We start from the raw sequence: 18,470 nt of genomic DNA on the forward strand, positions 1-18,470 counted from the left end.
ATGCTAGACGAAGCCCTCAGACTTGAAAACATTTATCTTTCGAGAAACGAGCTGTCGGGAACCATGTTCTCGATACCGAGGGCTGTTAGCTATTTCGAAAATATCAGGACCAGCAAGAGCAGTGAAGAAAACCAGCTCATCGCAGGAGCGAACCTCACGCTAAAACTCGGCGAGACGATTTGCATTGGAGGACCTTCGGGCAAAGGCAAGAGCGCCATCCTCCGACTGATTGCAGGACTTGCACGCCCGCTCAAGGGACACATCTATTACTTCGGCGAATACATTCCGTCAGAAAGACTTACCGCACTTGAAGTTGCCAATCGCCAAGTGGGTTATGTGCTCCAGAGCGCCGCACTGATTTCGAACCTAAGAGTTGTAGACAACATCGCACTTCCGCTCCGCTACCACAAAATGGGGACCGAAGAAGAAATCGCCAAAAAAGTCAACATGGCTATGGACCTGATGCGAGTGCGCGACTTTGCCAAGATGTTCCCGCACGAACTCAGCGTGGGCATGCAAAAACGCGTCGCCATCGCAAGATCATGGGCGATGGACCCGAAGCTCTTGCTTATGGACGAACCGACCGCAGGTCTCGACAACTACAACCGCCGAAACCTCTTGCCGTTGATCGACAACATGCGAACGATGTTCAAGACGTCCATTATCATCGTCACACACGACCTCATGATTGCCAAAGAACTGGACTGCAACCTCGTATTCTTGCACCAGAAAAAGCTTACCGAGCCGCACTCCTTTGATTACTGGCTCCATTCGGACAACGAGATTTCGAAGGACCAGTTCCGCGACCTTCAATCCGTTTCACCTAATACTTAATTACAGTTATGTTTCTCCCTTTACCAGACGATTTTCATGCGCACTTGCGCCAGGGCGAACTCATGCCCGGTTACGTTCGTGATCTCGTGAGCCAGTTTGGCCGCGCCATCATCATGCCGAACACCGTCCCCGCCATGACTAGCGCAAAAGCAATTGCAGACTACAAAAAACAGATTCTCGAAGCCGCCGCTCCGGTACGCCCGGACTTTGAACCGCTCATGACGTTCAAGCTGAACCCGAACTATACGGAACAGGACTTGAAGGACATGATGGCAGTAGGCGTTGTCGCCGGCAAGTACTACCCCGCAGGCGTGACGACCAACAGCCAGGACGGCATCAGCGATTTTGAAGCGGTGTTCCCGGTTGTCGCCATGATGGAAAAGCTTGGCTTGGTACTTTGTGTGCACGGCGAAGAACCCGGTGAATTCTGCCTGGACCGCGAGCCCGCCTTTATCAAGCGCGTCGAAACGCTCGCCGAAAAGTTCCCGAAGCTCCGCATCGTGTTCGAACACTTGAGCAGCGCCAAATCCGTTGAAGCCGTGAAGCGCCTCCCTGCAAACGTCGCCGCCACATTCACGGTACACCACCTGATGATGACTCTCGACGATATCGTCGGTGATGCACTCCGCCCGCACCACTTCTGCAAGCCCCTGCCGAAGCGCCCAGAAGACCGCAAGGCCATCCGCGAAGCCGCCTTCAGCGGAAACCCGAAGTTCTTCCTCGGTACCGATTCCGCCCCGCACCAGCAGGGCAAAAAGGAATGCCCGTGCGGCGCCGCTGGCGTTTACAGCGCACCGGTCGCCATCCCGCTTTTGGTACAGGAATTTGACCGCGCAGGCGCCCTCGACAAGCTCCCGAACTTTATCGCAGGCTTTGGTGCAGACTTCTACCACCTCCCGCGCACGACAAAGCAAATCGAAGTTGTCAAGGAATCGTGGACTGTCCCAGCCGTTGTAAATGGCGTTGTGCCACTCGCCGCCGGGCAGACGCTCGAATGGAAACTTAAATAACGTTGTGGGCCTTCATTTTACAATAAAACACCCAAATTTCATACAAAAATTCGCTGTAAAAGGCGAATTTTTTTTGTACAAATAAAAAAAATTTTCCTTATTTGCTTTTTTTACTTATATTAGAAAGCGATCCAAGGATTATACCACTTTTCAATCGGAGGTTTTTAATGAATCTGGTAAAAACAATTGGTCGTATTCTTCCGGTAGCTCTCTCGCTCTCTGTCCTCGTCGCTTGCGGTGACAAGAAATCTGAAAAGCCCGCTCCGGTCAAGCAGCCGGAACCGGTCAAGGTCGAAGCTCCGGCACCGGAACCAAAACAGCCGGCACCGTTTGACTTCTCCAAGTTCGCAGCTATCAAGAACAACTCTCAGGTTTTCTTGACCACGAATGCCGAAGTCGAAGCATACCTCAACGATGCATTTGCCAAGGTTGAAAACGGCCAGGCCACCTCGATCGAATTCCCGAACGTGAGCAGCCTCTTCGAACTCGCTAGTGCAGAACTCAGCAGCGAAGGCCGCGCAGTCATCGCAACAGTCGGTTCCAAGTTTGCACAGACCAACATCGATGCCGCATCCCTCCTCGTGGAAGGCTACACCTGCGACCTCGGCTCTGTCGCTTACAACGACGAACTTTCTCAGCGCCGTGCTGAAACCGTTAAGGCAGAATTCTCCAAGTACATCCCGGCTTCCAAGATCACTGCTAAGTGGTACGGCAAGCGCATGTTCAAGAAGTTCAAGTACGGTTCCAGAGAAGAATACCGCCGCGTGAACGTCCGCATCCAGTAATTCTTCTAAACGCACAAACTTAGACGTGCAAATATTTGAAAAGGCCTCCGCGATTGCGGAGGCTTTTTCGTTTGTTAAAGACTGTTTTAAGACAGTCGCCACAATAGGAATGCCGCGACAAAAGGAAAGCCGCACTACCCGTTCATTATGTATTCAGCATTTTCGAGGATATACGAATCTTTGGACTTCTGGTCTTCGGGGAGACGGTCAAACGGGATAATGTCGTGACGCGTAAACGTCCGCTCATCTGTAGGCCCTGAGCGGTAGCCCATCAGGAGCATGGACATCATCCAGCGACGATGTTCCGCTTCGCGGAGCAAATAGTCATCGTCCGTCATTTCAAAGCAACGCTTGCGGAGCGGGAACGCGTTTGCGCAGTAAATGGCAGAAGTCTTGTCGGCTTCGCTCAACTGGTACCAGAGTTTTTCTTCGGTATCGCGAGTGTCAGGATTCAAATGGCGTTCGCGAACGTAGTTTGCACGCTGACCGCGTTCTACGCGCTTGGACTGCACAAATTCCTTCATTTCATCGATGTCACCCATGATGCGCACATAGCCATACATGCCGCTTTCGTTGATGTTCTTGATGATATCGTCGTTCGCTTCACGCCAGTAGACGGCAATGTCTGCATTGTCGTAAACGGCTCGCGGTAAATGCACGAGTGTCGAAATCGCCTTGGACGCATCTTCCTTACAAATGCACACAACGAGACGTTCCTTAGGGCTTGCTGCTACAGCGGCAATAAAGTTACGAGCCAAGTCCGCTTCGCAGTAGGCATCGACAAAGTTCCATTCGACATCGAGGTAGTCCCCTCGCGTTGTCTCCGGATCATGCGAGACCTTGTTTCCATTGGCATCGACGTAGGTGTACTTCGAAAGTCTAAAAAGTCCCATGCGGGAAACCACCAAGCGGTCTACCCATTTTTCGCAATCTTCATCGACAAACGTAATGCAAGTCTTTAAACCCGTGCGGCTGTAGTTCGGATAATGGCAGATGTTTGCAACCGCAAACGCAACCGCCTGGGCAATCGGTCCCGTGCCAATCAGCACGACATGCAAGCGTTCATTTTCCGATTCACGGATCGTCGGCAAAAAGTCCGTGCCCACGAGCAACTGTTCCGACATGAACTCATATTCATTAAACACATCGACAAGCAGATGCCCCTTATTCTGTTCGGGAGCTTTCAGATACCACAAGATTTCAGAAGACGAAGGATCGCTCAACAGCAAATGGCAATGGATATCTCGCGGAGATTTGGCGCACACTTTGCGAAGCACCTCGATGCAATGCAAGTTACGGGAATCGCGCTCAGGGCCGTCTTCACCAATCACGAGAATCTGGTCTGCCAAAAGAGCACCCGCAAAGATCAGGTCTTCTTCGTTTTCGTAATCCTTTTTATAATGGATAAAATGTCCATCAATATCGCAACGGCTCACGACAACAATCGGACGCTTATCCCCTGCGAGCGCACGCAAGATACTTTTGAGTTGATGCCCCGCACCAAGCACAAGTACATGACCGCGCACATCGACGTGTTTCTTGCCTTCGCGCATGGACTCGGAAGTATTCTTGAAAACGTTTATCATGACGCTGATGAACAGCACGGCAAAGACGACGTAGCCCGACAAGAAACCTTTCCAGCCAAGCGTCTTTTCGCCAAGCACCCATGAGCCAAGCAAAACGCCTATGACAAAGATGACCAGGGAAAGGCCTAGCAAAATCAAGAGTTTCTTGGCGATGCCATTCGACCAGGCGCCTTTAATAAGTCCATTATAATTCATGAAACGCTCCCGATAAAATCTGGTAATATAATAGCTAATTTCTAGCCATTACTGACGCCAGCGCCACTCAAGAAGCTACGGCCACCGCGTGGAGTCACTTCAATGTGCGTCTGAAGCTCGTTCTTTACCAGATCCAAATGCGTGATGACGCCCAAGAGCTTACCTCTTTCCTGTTGCATTTTCTGGAGCACAACCACAGTTTCCTGCAACATCTTGGTGTCAAGCGTTCCAAAGCCTTCATCAAGGAACAGAGAATCGATGCTCACATTCTGGCTTGCAATCGTAGAGATTCCAAGAGCAAGCGAAAGGCTCACAATAAAACCTTCACCACCGGAAATGTTCTTTATCGGACGGATAGCATCGCTATTGTCATGGTCGATAAGCATAATATCGAGCGTTTCCTTCGCCGCAACCATTTCATAGCGTGGGAACATATCGTGCAAATAACCGTTTGCAATTTTCAGCAAATTGCGCAGCGTGATCGACTGGATGAACTTGACAAACACATCACCATTTCCAGTCCTAGCATTATTTCCGTTAAACCAGCACTGCATTTGCAGCCAGTCACCGCGTTTTTCCTGGAGCGTTGTCAGCTGTGTTTGCAAATCCGCAAACTGTTGACGCTTCAAGTCATCATTACGCTTCTGCTCTGTCCACGTACCAAAATTCAGGTTACATTCAGCAAGCTTGGTTTTCGCAGCCTCGCGATTCTGCGTTGCAGATTCTTCGGAATCCTCGAAGTTACGCTTTTGCAGATGGGCGGCCAGCTGGTCATTGAAATTCTTGACAGAAGTCTGCGCAGCCGTCAAATTATCGTCCACGCGTTTTTGCGTTTGCTGGAGCGACTTGCGTTCCATTTCCGGAAGCTTTGCCGCCTTAAATTCCTCCTCATTCGCAAAATTCTTCGCAGCGAGATTTTCAAGAAACTGCTTTTGGTTTTCCGACAGTTTCGGTTCCGTTTCAGCAATTCGACGGTTCAAATCAGCAATGGAATTATCAAGCGCCATCTTAGCATCACGCTTTTGCTGTTCTACGCCACGAGCTTCATTTGCCAAACGTTCCGCCGTATCACGCAAGCTTCTAGCCTTGTTGCGTTCATCGTCAACAGACTTTTCACCAAAGAGATCCTTGCGGAGTTCTTCGTTTTTTTCAAGTCCCTGCTTGGAGGTTTCGAACTGGGCCGACATGCCATCACGCCTAGACTGAACCTGCTTGAGATTTTCTTCGAACTGAGCAACGCTTGCCAAGTCCTTTTCCAAATCACGTTCAGCCTTAAGCATGTCGTCTTGATTCTTTTTCCAAGACGTATTTTTCTTTTCCAATCCAGCAATCAGCGCATCCACTTCTTCCATGCGGACGTTCGAGAACCACGTTGCAAGTGCGGATTCGATTTTTTGAGAAAGCTCCTGAACCTTACCCTGCGACTTCTTAAGCGTATCGTCGGTAACATTCAAATCGCTCACGAGATTGGCTCGGTCAACAGCGGCATTATTGACCTTGTTCTGCAAACTATCAGCATTCTCTTTTTTCTGCAAATACGTCGTCTTAAGCGTTTGCAAGTTCTGCAAAACAGAACGTGCAGTTTCAAGAGTAGCCGTCATTTGCCACGGTTCAATCTTTTCGTTCAAAAGCTTGAGAGCAGCCGACTCAGCATCCACCTCTCCCTTTTGCTTTTGAGCCGTTTCGTCAAGCAGGTTTTCAATATTCTGCTGACGCGTTGCCAAACCATCCAACTTGCGCTGGGTCTGATCCATTTCGCCACTGATTTTGCGCAGCTTAGTGGCAAAATCATTCAAGCTTTCTGCACCATTTTCAACTGTTGCGTGTTCTTCGCACGAGAGATGGTCGCGCGATCCACAAACAGGGCACGGTTCGCCAGACTTCAATGTACGGCGAAGTTCGGCTACAACAACAGGAATATCCTGTTGAATAATGGATTCCTTTTCATCCAGCAACTTTTTCAAGCCAGCCTGAACCTGTTCACGTTCGGAAGTCAGTTCCGCAACCTGATTCTGCTTAGACTGCATTTCGCCCTGTAAACGGAGAGATTCCTTATGATGGCGTTCAGCGTCACTGACGTCGCCATTCATTTCGGGCAAGACATTGACGAGATCAGCATCCGCCTGATGTGCCGTCAAGTATTCTTGCAATACACGCAAATCCTGCTTTTGCTGTTCGCAGGCAGCATCAAATTCCTGCAAGGAGCTCTGCTTTGCGGCAAGCTTTTTAGACTCCGCAATGACAGCCGCATTTTCAGTTTTCCATTCCGTAACATTAGACTTCAAGAGCGAAAGCATTCCATCAATCGTTCCGTCTTTTTCGTTTGCGGCAACGTAATTTTGGGCGCTGTTTAACTTCTGTTCATTCTCAGAAATTCGGCCTTGCGTGGCTTTGATTTTACCCTGAGTCGAGTCAATTTCTGCGACAAACTTCGCAATTTCAGTTTGCAAATTGTTCAACTGCGTACGCGTATTGCGAATATCGCCATCCAGCGAAGACACGCGTTCCCACAGCTTTTCATTTTCAGAATAATCCGCCTTGCACTTTTCAAGCGCTTCATGCTTTTCACGATTATCCGTTGACGCCTTTTCAAGATTTGCGACTGCATCCGGCAACTTGCTTTGACATTCAGCAAGCTGGTTTTTCATTTGCGAAAGACTATCACGTACCGAATGGTATTCCGCATACGAAGTTTCCACTTCCTGAGCACGGAGCGCACGTTCCAGCTTTTCGCGGTTCGGCTCAAATCCAGCCTTTTCGCGATTGGCAGTTTCCAGCTGTTCCTTTGCAGTTTTCAAATGGGACTCAATGCCATGGAAATTTTCGTACCATGTACAAATATTGCGGAAGCGTTCCTCATCTTGAGCGAGCTTTTCCTTTAGCGATGACGCCTCGGCAATTTTTGCATTCAGCTCTACGAGTTCTTCTTCGCTCAGCAATGAAACATCACCCAATTTCGCTTCAAGAGCCTTGACCGCTTTATCAGCCTCTTCATACAAATCATGAACCGCCATTGCGATTTTTCTGTAAATGCCATCGCCCGTCAACTTTTCGAGAATCGCAGCGCGTTCATTTTCGTTGCACTTCAGGAACTTGTTGAACTCGCCCTGAGCAAGCATCATCGACTTGGTAAATTGATCAAAATCAAGACCAATGATAGGCGCAATCGCGGCTTCAATCGCATTCTGCCTTGCACAAGTTGTTACAACGCTCTGAGTCGTTTCATTTGTCAATTTCCATTCAGCCTGTTGAAGCGCATCCGACTTCGGTTTACGATTCTGTTCCCAATGAGCTGAATACACAATACCATTACACTCGAAAGTCACCTTTGCGGAGCACTTTTTGGTGCCATAAGTCATCACCTCGTTTGAGCCACTATTAATCGTAGAGATTCGAGGAGTCCTTCCATAAAGACCAAGGCAGATGGCGTCAAGAATGGACGTCTTGCCGGAACCCGTCGGTCCGACAATGCAATACATGCTGCTTTTGGCGAAATCCGGGCTTTCAAAATCAACAACCCATTCTCCCGCAAGGGAATTCACATTGCAAAATTCAAGCTTTTTGATTTTCATTTTTTACACCCCTTATGCGTTTTCGTGAGCCTTGACTACAGCTTCGTTAAACAAGTCAATAAACTTGTTATATACCGTTTCGACTTCTTTCGCCTCAGATTCCGATTCGAGCTTTTTGCCCATATTCTTTGCAATCAGCATCCTAAAATAATCCTTATCTGTATATTGTTTTGTCGACACAACCGCATCATCAATTCCAGACACTCCCTTCTTCAGAATGTCTCGCGAGAGGCGGTGACGCTTGACTACAAAACGCTTGCTCAACTCTTCCGCTGCAAGCGCCGCACTCAAATCAACAAATTCGCCCGTAGTCAAAAGCAAATCGACATACGTTTCCATCGGATTTGCCATTAACTCTTTATCCAAATCCCGCAATTTCTTTCGAAGTGTTGCAAGATCCCCCTTGAACTGTTCGTAACGCACCGACTTTTCGACTTCAATCTGCTCCAAAACAGGTTCAGCACCAGATTCCACATCAACAGCAAATACACGGCGCTTATAGTTGGCTTCGTCAAAGCCCATCACAAAGGGAGAGCCCGAATACCACACTTTCGAACTGCCCGCCACGTTTGTCGCATAATGGATATGTCCCAGCGCCACATAATCAAATCCGGTCGGGAAAACGGAAATATCCACATTGCCAAGCGTCCCGACAACTTCACGAACACCATTGTCCATGGCGCTATCAGCCTCAGCCAACGTCGAATCTCTACCCGAAAGACCATTGGCGTACAGATGCCCGGTCGCAATAATCGGAATTTTACGGTCGCCACGCAATTCAACAGCATAGCGATACACATCCGCATAAAGGCGCTTCAGCAAATCATCATCCGAAGCAGATTCGCTTTCAGAACTGTCGCCAGAGTCCTTTTTATCATTCTTGTAGAAGTGTTCCAGTTCCAAATCTCGCATGAAAGGCACGGCACAGCAAATGCCGATGACATTGCCATCGCCATCCTTGAGTTCCACCACCAAATCTTCAACTTTGCGACCGTTAATCGATCCCACAACCTTAATATTCAATGCATCCAAAAGGTCTGCAGGCGCATCGAGCAGAACACCCGAATCATGGTTTCCGCCCACAATAACGATATTTGAACATTTCGTTGCCAAAAGCGAGGCAAGGAACCTGAAATACATCTTCCTTGCAATAACAGTAGGGCTAACCACATCAAAAACATCGCCTGCAATGACGAGAGTCTGCGCTCCAACACGTTCAATTTCGGATTTCAGCCAAGCAAGAAAGGATTCCGTTTCCTTCGTGCGGTCAATGTCATGCATCATATTGCCAAGATGCCAGTCTGCGGTATGGATCAATTTCATTTTTAAACCTCTACTATCTTTATCGTTTTAAATATAAAAAATGTAAATGTCTATTTATGACAAATCTAGAGCTTTCAGCTTGAAAGCATTTTATAATGCTGAAATGAAAGTTATGCGGGCGGGGCCCCAGCTCGGAGTTGACGCCTCCGGCGTCAGCGGCTTCACTCGGTTATGCCGGTCTGCTAGCAGTCCGTCGCAACACTCGTTTTGCACGCTACTGCGAAGATAATACCTTGGCCGACGCTTTATTCTCACAACACTATATTATAATCCTTAATAAGAAACACTTTACTCGCTATATTTATGACTACGTTTATAAATTATTCTATAAACAAGCCATATTCAGATACAATTCTTACTATAATTCGGTTATGGATTACGAATATAGTGTTATCGGTTCGATTTTTTGTAACGCGGAGGCGCTCGCATCGGCGCCGGACACCCCTGTTGAATACACGTACAAGGGCTACAAGTTTTTGCTCCGCAAGTTTAGCGAACAGATAAGCATCAACTTGCGCGGCACCACCGACAGCAATTCAAAAGGTAATTCCACCAACATTCAGGAAATCTGCAAAAACGTCCCGGAAACCATTGTCACCGAAGTATGCAAGAACCTTTCCGAAAAGTTCGCCGGCACTGTTTCCATGCGCAAGGGATACGAAGTCTACGGCAACGCAAACGTCTTTAACGGAGGTTCCGACTACGAAGTTATCGAAGAAAAGTGGTTTACCGTCGAATTTGACAACGGCGTGCAAAAAACTATTTAAAGAACCTGGCGAGGGTAGCGCAGAGGACGTTCACATCCACAGGTTTTGCCACATGGTCGTTCATGCCCGATTCTAAGGCAGCGCGCTTGTCTTCTTCAAATGCGTTTGCGGTCATCGCAATAATCGGCACATTCGCGACTTCCCTGTTTTCTAGGTTACGAATCCGGCGAGCCGCCTCATAACCGTCAATACCCGGCATCTGGATATCCATCAAAATCGCATCGTACTTGACAGACGAATACTTGAGCTTTTCAACAGCCAAGTCGCCACGTTCCATCGCAGTCACTTCTATACCGCGGTCTTCCAGAATTTCCATTGCAATTTCACGGTTCAGTTCGTTATCTTCAACAAGCATGACCTTACGACCCGTAAAGTCATACGTTTGGGGCTGATTCGAAAGCATCTTCAACGCAGAATCAGATTCCAGCGAAATTTCCGAAGAATTCCCACAGAACTTTTCGAGCATTCGCCTTAAATCCGAGGGGAACAAGGGCTTTGCAAAGAACGAGGTCACGCCCGCTTCAAGCGCTTCTTTTTCAATGTCAAGCCAGTCATAAGAGGTAAGCACCACAATCGGCGTTTTCGGCCCAAGCACCTTGCGGATCTTGCGCGAAATCTGAATGCCCCTCATCTCCTGCACATTCCAGTCAATCAAAATCAGCTGGTAATCATCCTTTGCAGTGCGGGATTTTTCGACACATTCGAGAGCGCCTGCATCCGATGTGCAAAAATCATAGCGCAAGCCTTCGCCTTTCAAAGACGCGTCAACGGTTCTGCAAATATTCGGGCGGTCATTAACGACGAGGCAATGCAAGCCCTTGAACTTTCCGGTTTCAAGAGTCGATTCAGAATCTCCGCAAAGTTTAAACTTAAACGTCATCAAGACTTCGGTGCCAAAATTTTCTTCACTCGACACTTCAATCGTCCCGCCCATCATGTCAATGATATTCTTCGTGATGGACATGCCAAGACCTGTGCCCTGAATGCCGCTCACCGTCGAAGAATTCACGCGGGTAAACGGATCGAAAATCTGCTTCAGGAATGCTTCGCTCATGCCAATGCCGTTATCTTTCACTAGGAACTCATAAACGCCATAGCCCGATTCAGCAGGCAATTCCTTGACATTCATCGTAATGAGTCCATTTTTCGGCGTGTACTTGATGGCGTTCGAAACAACGTTTAAAAGCACCTGGTTCAAGCGCAACTTGTCGCAGAAAATCATTTCATTGTGAACGTTTTCAAGTTCCACAAAGAACTGCTGTTTGCGATTGCGGACATCCGAAAGCACAATTCCCTTAAGCGTGTGGATAATATCCGAAAGGCGTTCCGGACGGGCGGTAATGTTCATCTTGCCCGATTCGATGCGGCTCATGTCGAGCACGTCATTGATAAGCGCAAGTAAGTGTTCCGAAGACTGCCCAATTTTCGAGAGGTAATCAGCAACCTGTTCCTTGTTGTCGATATGCTCTGCCGCAAGGCCCGTAAACCCGATAATAGCGTTCATCGGTGTACGGATATCGTGACTCATGTTGTTGAGGAACGTCGTCTTTGCACGGCTTGCAGAATTTGCCATCTGTAGCGCCCGTTCCAAAGCTTCCTGGTCTTTCTTCTGCTTGCGAGTTTCTTCGTCAACGCTATGGAAACCCGCCACAATCTGCACCGGGTTCGTTGCAGTCAGCACAAACTTGATTTGCCAATATTCAACGTGTCCAAAGACATTCGCCTTGAAGTTCACGTAATAGGCGTTCTTGTTTTTGAGGTTTTCAAGAACAATTTCCCGACGTGTCGCCTTACAGAAGCCTTCGCGGTCCTCTTCGCAGACAAACTTTTCGACAATGGCATCAATTCGATTTGCAAAGCCTTGAATTTCGTTCCAGTTCGGGAACAAACGCAAGAAGACGTCCGTACAGCGGTACACGTTTTCATGCATGGAAACAGTATCAATATAGCACACCAAGTCAAAGTCTTCGGCAAGGCCTTGAATCACCGCCTGCTGCTGGATTTCCTTGCGAAGCACATCATCCTTGTCGGCAAAACCAAGCGCAGCAAATGTCGGATGGTCCGAATCACCCACCTTCACGAGCTTCATCTCGCAATAGCGATTGAGGAAGTTCACGTACATCGTATTAAAGCTTTTCTGGGTGGCAAGCTGCTCGCGGATATTCTTGATAGACCCCGCCTGGAGCATCCGATTCTTGTAAATGCCACTCACAAACTTGTCGACGTAAACAGAGTACGCTGCCGAATACTTGACGTTACGCTTGAACGTTTCGCCAAACGAGTTCGCCGTCGCCTTGTTCATGGAATAAGGCGTAATCTCTTCGGTTTCGAGATTGATGTAGTACACCGACGTGTATTCAGACGATAGCGCTTCGATAATGGAAATATTGCGTTCGAGTTCTACTTTCTGTTCTGCAATTTTTTTGTTCAGCTGAATCCTTTCGGCACGTTTCTTGTCCACTGCGGCAAACGTCATAATCACAAGAGTCGCAACGCCATTGCGGCGTTCCACGACCTGCATCACAAAGCTTATCCACGGGTTCTTGAAAATCGAAGCCTTAAAGAGCAATTCGCGACGGTCATCGTAAGCAAGGAGACGCTGGATATACTGCGGGCTTGCAAGGCGCATCCATTCTTCCTTGTATTCGCTATCAACAATCTGCACCATTCGGCTAGCGCGATAAGAACATGTATTGCGCTCTTGCTCGTTGCCAAAATCAACATTTTTCGAGGGCAAAATTTCACGGGCCGTATCGTTCGACAAATCGCAAAGAAGTATCGCCTCGTACTCCGCCATAATCTTTTCGTGAACAAAGCGTGCGCTAACCTCGTCATCACGGTTTGCAAAGGCGACCACCATTGCCGTCGGCTCTTCATTTTCATCATCGACCTTCACGAACTTCATTTCGCTGTAGCGGATTTGTCCCGCAACATTTGAACGGAACAACGTCACATAGGTCTTATTGTTCTTAAGGTAAGCCTTGATGTTGTTGAGTTCACCAGCCTCAAACATTTTTGGCTTATCGGCGTCACAAACAAAGTCTTTTACAAAGCTCAGGTACACTTCATTGTAGAGCGCACCCTTTTTTATCATCGTCTCATAATAACGCTGCGACAACTCGTTCATGGAATATGGAATCACCTCATTGGTCACGAGGTTCACATACATCACCGAGGAATATTCCGACGCAAGCACGTCGATAATCGAAAGGTTGATTTCCAGTTCTTTTTTCTGCTGCACGAGCTTTTCGTTTAGGCTGAGCCTTTCGGACTGGTCCCTATCCACAACCGAGGCCGTCATGACAAGCGTTACCGGGACACCGTCAATCCTATCCAGGACACGGAATACGTTGCGACACCAAAAATACGAGCCGTCACCCGTCAAATGCTTGAAAACAATTTCCCGGCTATCTGTAGTCGCAAAAATACGTTTCAAGTTTTCAATACTTCCAAACTCATTCCACTGTTCCCGAAATTCTTCATGAACAAAAGCAGACGCGTTCTTGAAGCCGACTTCAAAAGGAATAATATCCTTTTCTTTTACGCCATTGTAATACTTTGACCTGCGAATAACCTGTATGATATTCTCTTCCAAGTTGATAAGGTCAATGTTTGCAAATTCTTCACTGACTTTTTCGTTGATTTTTTTATTGATGACTTCATCGTTCTTGTTGACAAAGCCCACCAAAAATTCATTATCGTCACCGATATCAAAGCGCATCACGCGCGCTTCGTACCAGCGGGCATAACCAAGAGCAATATCACGGAACAGGTAGCGGAAACTACGCTCACGAGAAAGGCGGTCAAGGACATTATTTATGTCAAGGCCTTTCATCATCATCTCCCGATCAGCGGGATGAATGACGTCCATGACAACAAGCCCACCTATTCCATTGAGCTTGCCCTCGGCCGGAAAAAGACCTTTGAGTTCGTCCTTGCAATACAAAGTCCTGAATGTCTTTTTTGTCGGATTGAAGACAAAAACGGATTCCACCTTTTCGCCAAACTTCATGACGATATTTTCGTTGAGGTGGCGTTCAAGTTCGTAACGCTGCTTGGAACGGATGTCGCGGTCCACATTGCGCAGTCTTAAAGTAAAGCCCTTAAGCATGCCGGACTTGTCGCGGTCGGCAAAGAAGTTCATCTGGAAATAGACTTCGGCACCATCCAGTTCACATCTAAACGGGACTATATATTGAGTGGCTTTTTCAAGATTTTGCGCAATCACTTCGCGACGGGTTCGTTCACGAAAATCATCACGATCTTCGGAGCAAACGAAATTATCGCAAATGAGCTTAAACCGCTTACGGAGATTGCGCTCTCCACGGAGAGCGGGTACACGGGCAACCAAGAACTGGCTCGCATGGAAAATATCGACATCATCTTCATCTAGATTTTTTGCCAAATCGACATAGCAAACACAGTCAAATTCATCAGCGATGGAATCGATGATGGCATTGCTCTTTTCAATCCAGGATTGTTGATTTACGTCTTTATTTATCATTCATGCTCCGTCCCTATTAAATATATGAAAAATCCCCAAAAAGCAAATGTTTTCCCCAAAAACATGAGATTAAGGTCACAGGCAAAAAAGTCTTAAAAAAACTCAATTTTTCCGGTGTCAACGCCTAAAAATGACAGAAATAAAAAATATATTGTTGCTATGCAACACTTACACTTAAAATTTGCGCTTAATCTTGAAAATCTCGCCGACGAAATGATCGACGCTGTGTCCAAAGCCTGGACAACCCCCTTTGAAGCCCCAGTGGTTATCTTCCCCGACCCGAAACTGGAACAGTGGTTCCGTCTGAAATGGGTACAGAAAAAGAAATCGCTCATCGGGTTCAAATCGATGATGATCGACCGATTCCTCATGGAAATCCTCATCGGCGACGATAAGCAAAAGCAGAAACTCCATGCCGACATGTTGCGGAATGTAATCCTCGCGTACCTCGTCAAGGAAACAGACGGGACTCCGAACTACATGCGCATGGACGACGAAGTCAAGCGCTATTTAGTGGTAGACGGAAAGCTCGACGAAACGCACCTTTTCGACTTCGCAAGCAAGATGGCATCGCTATTCCTAGAATACGAAACAAGCCGTCCAAGCGAATTCATTAGTGGCACTGAAGGCTTTCTCGACAAGTGGAAGCAAGATCATTTGAATGACTTTTTTGGAATTGCAAATCCAGACATAGCAAAGCGCGAAGCCTGGCAACGCGAACTGTATTCCGCCATTTTCCACAAGCATGGCGATAACCCTTCGTTACTGACGGAAGTCTTCGAAAACGAAGCGAAGCGCAAGGGAATTGAACGCACAGACTATTTGACTATTCCCTATCTCTACGAAGCATGCAAAGAGAAAGGCACTAAAAATGTCAAGTTCCACACGGAACACATCGGCAACACGCCCCTCTTTATTTTCGGCCTTGGCGGCATGGGGCAATTCTACCGCGTGATTTTGCAGAAGTACGCCGAAACGCACGACGTTTACGTCTACATCCAAAACCCCTGCATGGAGTTCTGGGAAGACGCGTCCACAGTCCAAAACCAGCCTGCCACCGTCCACAGAAAATGGCAGTCCAGCAATGGTCAATGGAGCGACAACGGAGAAAACCTCGACAGCGTTTGCAAAAAGATGTCCCTGGACTATTCCAACGCCGGTGACAACACAGACATTGACGACATTTCCGAATACAAAAACGAAGAAGCGGAATCCGAAAACACGTTGCTCTGCAACTGGGGTCGTTCCGGTCGTGACAACATCAAGCTCTGGTGCCAAGCCACAGATTACGATTTCGGTTTCAGCATAAGCGGTCGTGATGGCAAGTCCAGCGACGAAATAAGCGACGCCAGCGAACTCCCGCAAGACACGCTTCTGCACAAGGTGCAGTACGCGATAGCAAACCGTCAAAACACGCTGCCGAACTTTACCGCAAGCGATTGCAAGGCGCACGACTTTAGCCTTGACATTACCGCCGCCCCGACCAAGATTCGCGAAATCGAAGCGTTGCACACGAACATCAGTAAGCTCATGCAAAACGGTGCACGAGTGAACGATATTCTCGTGGTATCGCCCGCATTGGACGATTACCGCACCGCCATCAAGACGATTTTCGACCAGACTCCCGAAAAGAAAAAATATGCCGGAGAAAACGAAAAAGAAGGTTTCCTGCACATCCCATTCGCCATCGTAGATTCTCCTGCCAGAAGCTCTCTGACCGAAAACGTTTTGGAAAACCTGTTTGCGATTCTCGAGCAGGGTACCATCACACGACCGGCATTCTTTGAATTGTTGCGCAACCCCGTTGTACAGCTGACGCGCCACATTACCGATGACGACGTCAGCAATTGGGAAAGCTGGATTGAAGCGACAAACGTCTACCGCGACCGCGAGCAGAAAAAAGAAGACTGGCTGAGCGGCGTACGCCGACTGCTCCTCGCCAAGATGACAAAGAATCGTGTCGAATTTTCCGACAGCGAATTTCTGCCATACGCCGACATGGCGACAAGCGACAGCAACTCCCTCTGCAAGTTTGTAGAATGCATCGACTCGCTCAAGAAGTGGATGGAATTTGCAGGCTGCAAGCAGAACGAAAAACACGAAACCGTTTGCGAAAACCGCATTGAAAACCTCGACAAGCTTTGCGATTTCATCAACGAATGGCTCTCGATGGCAAGCTCTCCTGACGGATTTGCAAGCGAAAGAATCATCGTCAATAATGTAACGCAGGGCATCGAAGGTCTCCGCAACCAAATGGACGCCGGGTTACAAAGCATCTCATGGAAAGTGGTCAAGCAGACGCTCCTCAACGCAGCGCAATCATCCGCTTACAGCTGCGGCTCGCTGTTCGTCAATGGCATCACGTTCATGAACTTCATCCCGAACCGAATCATCCCTGTAAAACACCTGTTCTTTATCGGTGGCGATTCCATGAATTTCCCAGGCGCAAAGCAGCAGAACACGCTCGATCTCCGCAAGTCTTGCCGCCCATGGCCGGGTGACGACTCGCCTATCGCCAAGCGCCGTTACGCCTTCCTCTGCCAGCTCATGAGCACAAGCGAAAGCTTCCACATCAGCTACGTGAATCAGGACATCCGCAAGGACGCAGAACTTTACCCGACCTCAATCGTGAACGACATCCGAAAGTTCTTGATCAACGCCGTCAACAGCCAAACCGATGCTTCCGGCGAAAAAGTCAGCCAGTCCGAAGCCTGGCCCGAGAACAAAATCTCGCTCGATGAAACTCGCGATTTTGGCGACTTGTTCACGCAAAAGAGCCTCCGCAACAAGCGAGCATTCCTCAACATGATGCAAGACGGATACGCCCACGCGAATCCGGAAGCAGACGCCATCAAATTCGCAAGTAGCAACATTAAGGCAAAGCTCCCTGAACGAGTTTCAATTTACAAGCTGAGCGATTTCCTAAAGGATCCGTTCCAGTTCCGCATCAGCCAAATGCTCGCCGACTCCGATTCAGAAGACCCCGAAAAGGAAATGTTCGAGCCCATCCAGCTGGATGCATTGAAAAAGAGTACACTACTCAAAATGACGCTCGCCGCAGAACTTTCAAACAAGTCTAATGAACTCAAAAAGTTCCAAAAGGAATCCAAGTTGAAAGGCGGAACGCCCGATGGAATCTTTGGAGACAAGCTCACAGCCGAAATCAAGGCGAACAAGGAAATCATTAAGGATAACATGGGTAAAGATCTTGTCCAAAAAATCAAGGATTCCTGGAGCTACCAAGCCAAAATTGAGGACATCCAATTTGAACGTAGTGATTCGGAAAAATGGACTCTTTCGGGATCGCTGGACTGGAGCGATAGCAGTGACCTTGACAAGATTACCGAGATGATTTCGATTACGTCGTCGGGATCAGACACCACACAAGAAAAATTCATTCCTTCGTACGTCAAGGCGCTCGCTATTATTGCCCAACGAGCAAAAAATTCCGAACAATTAGACAAAGATCAAAGCATCAAAATTTCCATTTTCAACAGTAAAAAAGGAAACCCAGCAACAACGGCAACCGTCAAGATGACTCCGAAAAAAGCAACCGAGACTTTGCAAGAAATCTACACCGCCGCATTCGGCAATAAAGAACAAAGTCCTTATTTCAAGGCGGTTCCGATTGCTATTTGGCAAGAAGAAAAAAATCCCGAAAACATTCGCACATATAAAAACAAGCTCCTTGAAAAGCATGGTCCTTGGGAATATTTCGACAAAAAATCCCTATTCGACCCCATGACCGATGTGGGCTTTGATGCGGACCAAGATTTCTCAGGACAATGGACTGAGGCTGTAAATAAAATGAAAGATCTTATCAAAATAAAGATCGATTCAAAGACACCAGATAACAGTGCAACAGAACAAGACAACTAAGAAGAAGGCTTAACT

General features: G+C 47.8%; 9 protein-coding genes. 5 read left to right on the top strand and 4 right to left on the bottom strand.

The features are described 5' to 3' along the window. The 3 genes from B9Y77_RS11035 to B9Y77_RS11045 all read left to right on the top strand — a co-directional run bounded on the left by B9Y77_RS11035 (position 1) and on the right by B9Y77_RS11045 (position 2,629). Complete coding sequence (locus tag B9Y77_RS11035) at positions 1-834, top strand: ABC transporter ATP-binding protein (protein ID WP_254900012.1); 834 nt, start codon at positions 1-3, stop codon at positions 832-834. A gap of 8 nt (positions 835-842) precedes the next feature. Next, positions 843-1,844 carry a dihydroorotase gene (gene pyrC / locus B9Y77_RS11040; RefSeq protein ID WP_085491669.1) on the top strand — a complete coding sequence of 334 codons (1,002 nt, stop codon included), beginning with the start codon at positions 843-845 and terminating at the stop codon, positions 1,842-1,844. Positions 1,845-2,011: 167 nt separating this feature from the next. Next, positions 2,012-2,629 carry an OmpA family protein gene (locus B9Y77_RS11045; RefSeq protein WP_085491670.1) on the top strand — a complete coding sequence of 206 codons (618 nt, stop codon included), beginning with the start codon at positions 2,012-2,014 and terminating at the stop codon, positions 2,627-2,629. A 134-nt stretch (positions 2,630-2,763) separates the two neighbouring features. Here the strand turns inward: B9Y77_RS11045 and B9Y77_RS11050 are convergent, their stop codons facing one another. Genes B9Y77_RS11050 through sbcD form a run of 3 tightly spaced genes read right to left on the bottom strand, consistent with a single transcriptional unit; the run spans position 2,764 to position 9,305 of the window. Beyond that, the gene (locus B9Y77_RS11050; RefSeq protein ID WP_085491671.1) at positions 2,764-4,410 is read right to left on the bottom strand and encodes a potassium channel family protein; all 1,647 of its coding nucleotides are present in this window, start codon (positions 4,408-4,410) and stop codon (positions 2,764-2,766) included. 41 nt (positions 4,411-4,451) lie between these two features. Further along, positions 4,452-7,982, bottom strand: coding sequence for an AAA family ATPase (locus B9Y77_RS11055; protein ID WP_085491672.1), 3,531 nt, complete (start codon positions 7,980-7,982; stop codon positions 4,452-4,454). A gap of 12 nt (positions 7,983-7,994) precedes the next feature. Next, a complete protein-coding gene (gene sbcD / locus B9Y77_RS11060) occupies positions 7,995-9,305 on the bottom strand; it encodes an exonuclease subunit SbcD (RefSeq protein WP_085491673.1) in 1,311 nt (436 codons plus the stop codon). Between the two features lie 371 nt (positions 9,306-9,676). Between sbcD and B9Y77_RS11065 the strand changes: the two genes are divergently transcribed. Further along, on the top strand, positions 9,677-10,072 hold the full coding sequence (locus tag B9Y77_RS11065) for a hypothetical protein (protein WP_085491674.1): 396 nt from the start codon (positions 9,677-9,679) through the stop codon (positions 10,070-10,072). Here the strand turns inward: B9Y77_RS11065 and B9Y77_RS11070 are convergent. Beyond that, entirely contained in the window at positions 10,065-14,576 is a 4,512-nt protein-coding gene (locus B9Y77_RS11070; RefSeq protein WP_085491675.1) for a response regulator, read from the bottom strand. The two genes, B9Y77_RS11065 and B9Y77_RS11070, sit on opposite strands and share 8 nt — an antisense overlap. A 159-nt stretch (positions 14,577-14,735) precedes the next feature. Between B9Y77_RS11070 and B9Y77_RS11075 the strand changes: the two genes are divergently transcribed. Then, positions 14,736-18,455: an exodeoxyribonuclease V subunit gamma gene (locus B9Y77_RS11075; protein WP_085491676.1), complete on the top strand. Its 3,720-nt coding sequence runs from the start codon at positions 14,736-14,738 to the stop codon at positions 18,453-18,455. Positions 18,456-18,470: the final 15 nt, after the last annotated feature.

Origin of the sequence: Fibrobacter sp. UWB13, from assembly GCF_900177805.1 — a bacterium.
In the GTDB taxonomy this organism is placed as follows: domain Bacteria; phylum Fibrobacterota; class Fibrobacteria; order Fibrobacterales; family Fibrobacteraceae; genus Fibrobacter.

Excerpts from the sequence above, each read along its gene's own strand:
- B9Y77_RS11050 (WP_085491671.1), bottom strand. The coding sequence starts at position 4,410 with ATGAATTATAATGGACTTATTAAAGGCGCCTGGTCGAATGGCATCGCC.
- sbcD (WP_085491673.1), bottom strand. The coding sequence starts at position 9,305 with ATGAAATTGATCCATACCGCAGACTGGCATCTTGGCAATATGATGCAT.
- B9Y77_RS11035 (WP_254900012.1), top strand. The coding sequence starts at position 1 with ATGCTAGACGAAGCCCTCAGACTTGAAAACATTTATCTTTCGAGAAAC.
- B9Y77_RS11075 (WP_085491676.1), top strand. The coding sequence starts at position 14,736 with ATGCAACACTTACACTTAAAATTTGCGCTTAATCTTGAAAATCTCGCC.
- B9Y77_RS11070 (WP_085491675.1), bottom strand. The coding sequence starts at position 14,576 with ATGATAAATAAAGACGTAAATCAACAATCCTGGATTGAAAAGAGCAAT.
- pyrC (WP_085491669.1), top strand. The coding sequence starts at position 843 with ATGTTTCTCCCTTTACCAGACGATTTTCATGCGCACTTGCGCCAGGGC.
- B9Y77_RS11045 (WP_085491670.1), top strand. The coding sequence starts at position 2,012 with ATGAATCTGGTAAAAACAATTGGTCGTATTCTTCCGGTAGCTCTCTCG.
- B9Y77_RS11065 (WP_085491674.1), top strand. The coding sequence starts at position 9,677 with ATGGATTACGAATATAGTGTTATCGGTTCGATTTTTTGTAACGCGGAG.
- B9Y77_RS11055 (WP_085491672.1), bottom strand. The coding sequence starts at position 7,982 with ATGAAAATCAAAAAGCTTGAATTTTGCAATGTGAATTCCCTTGCGGGA.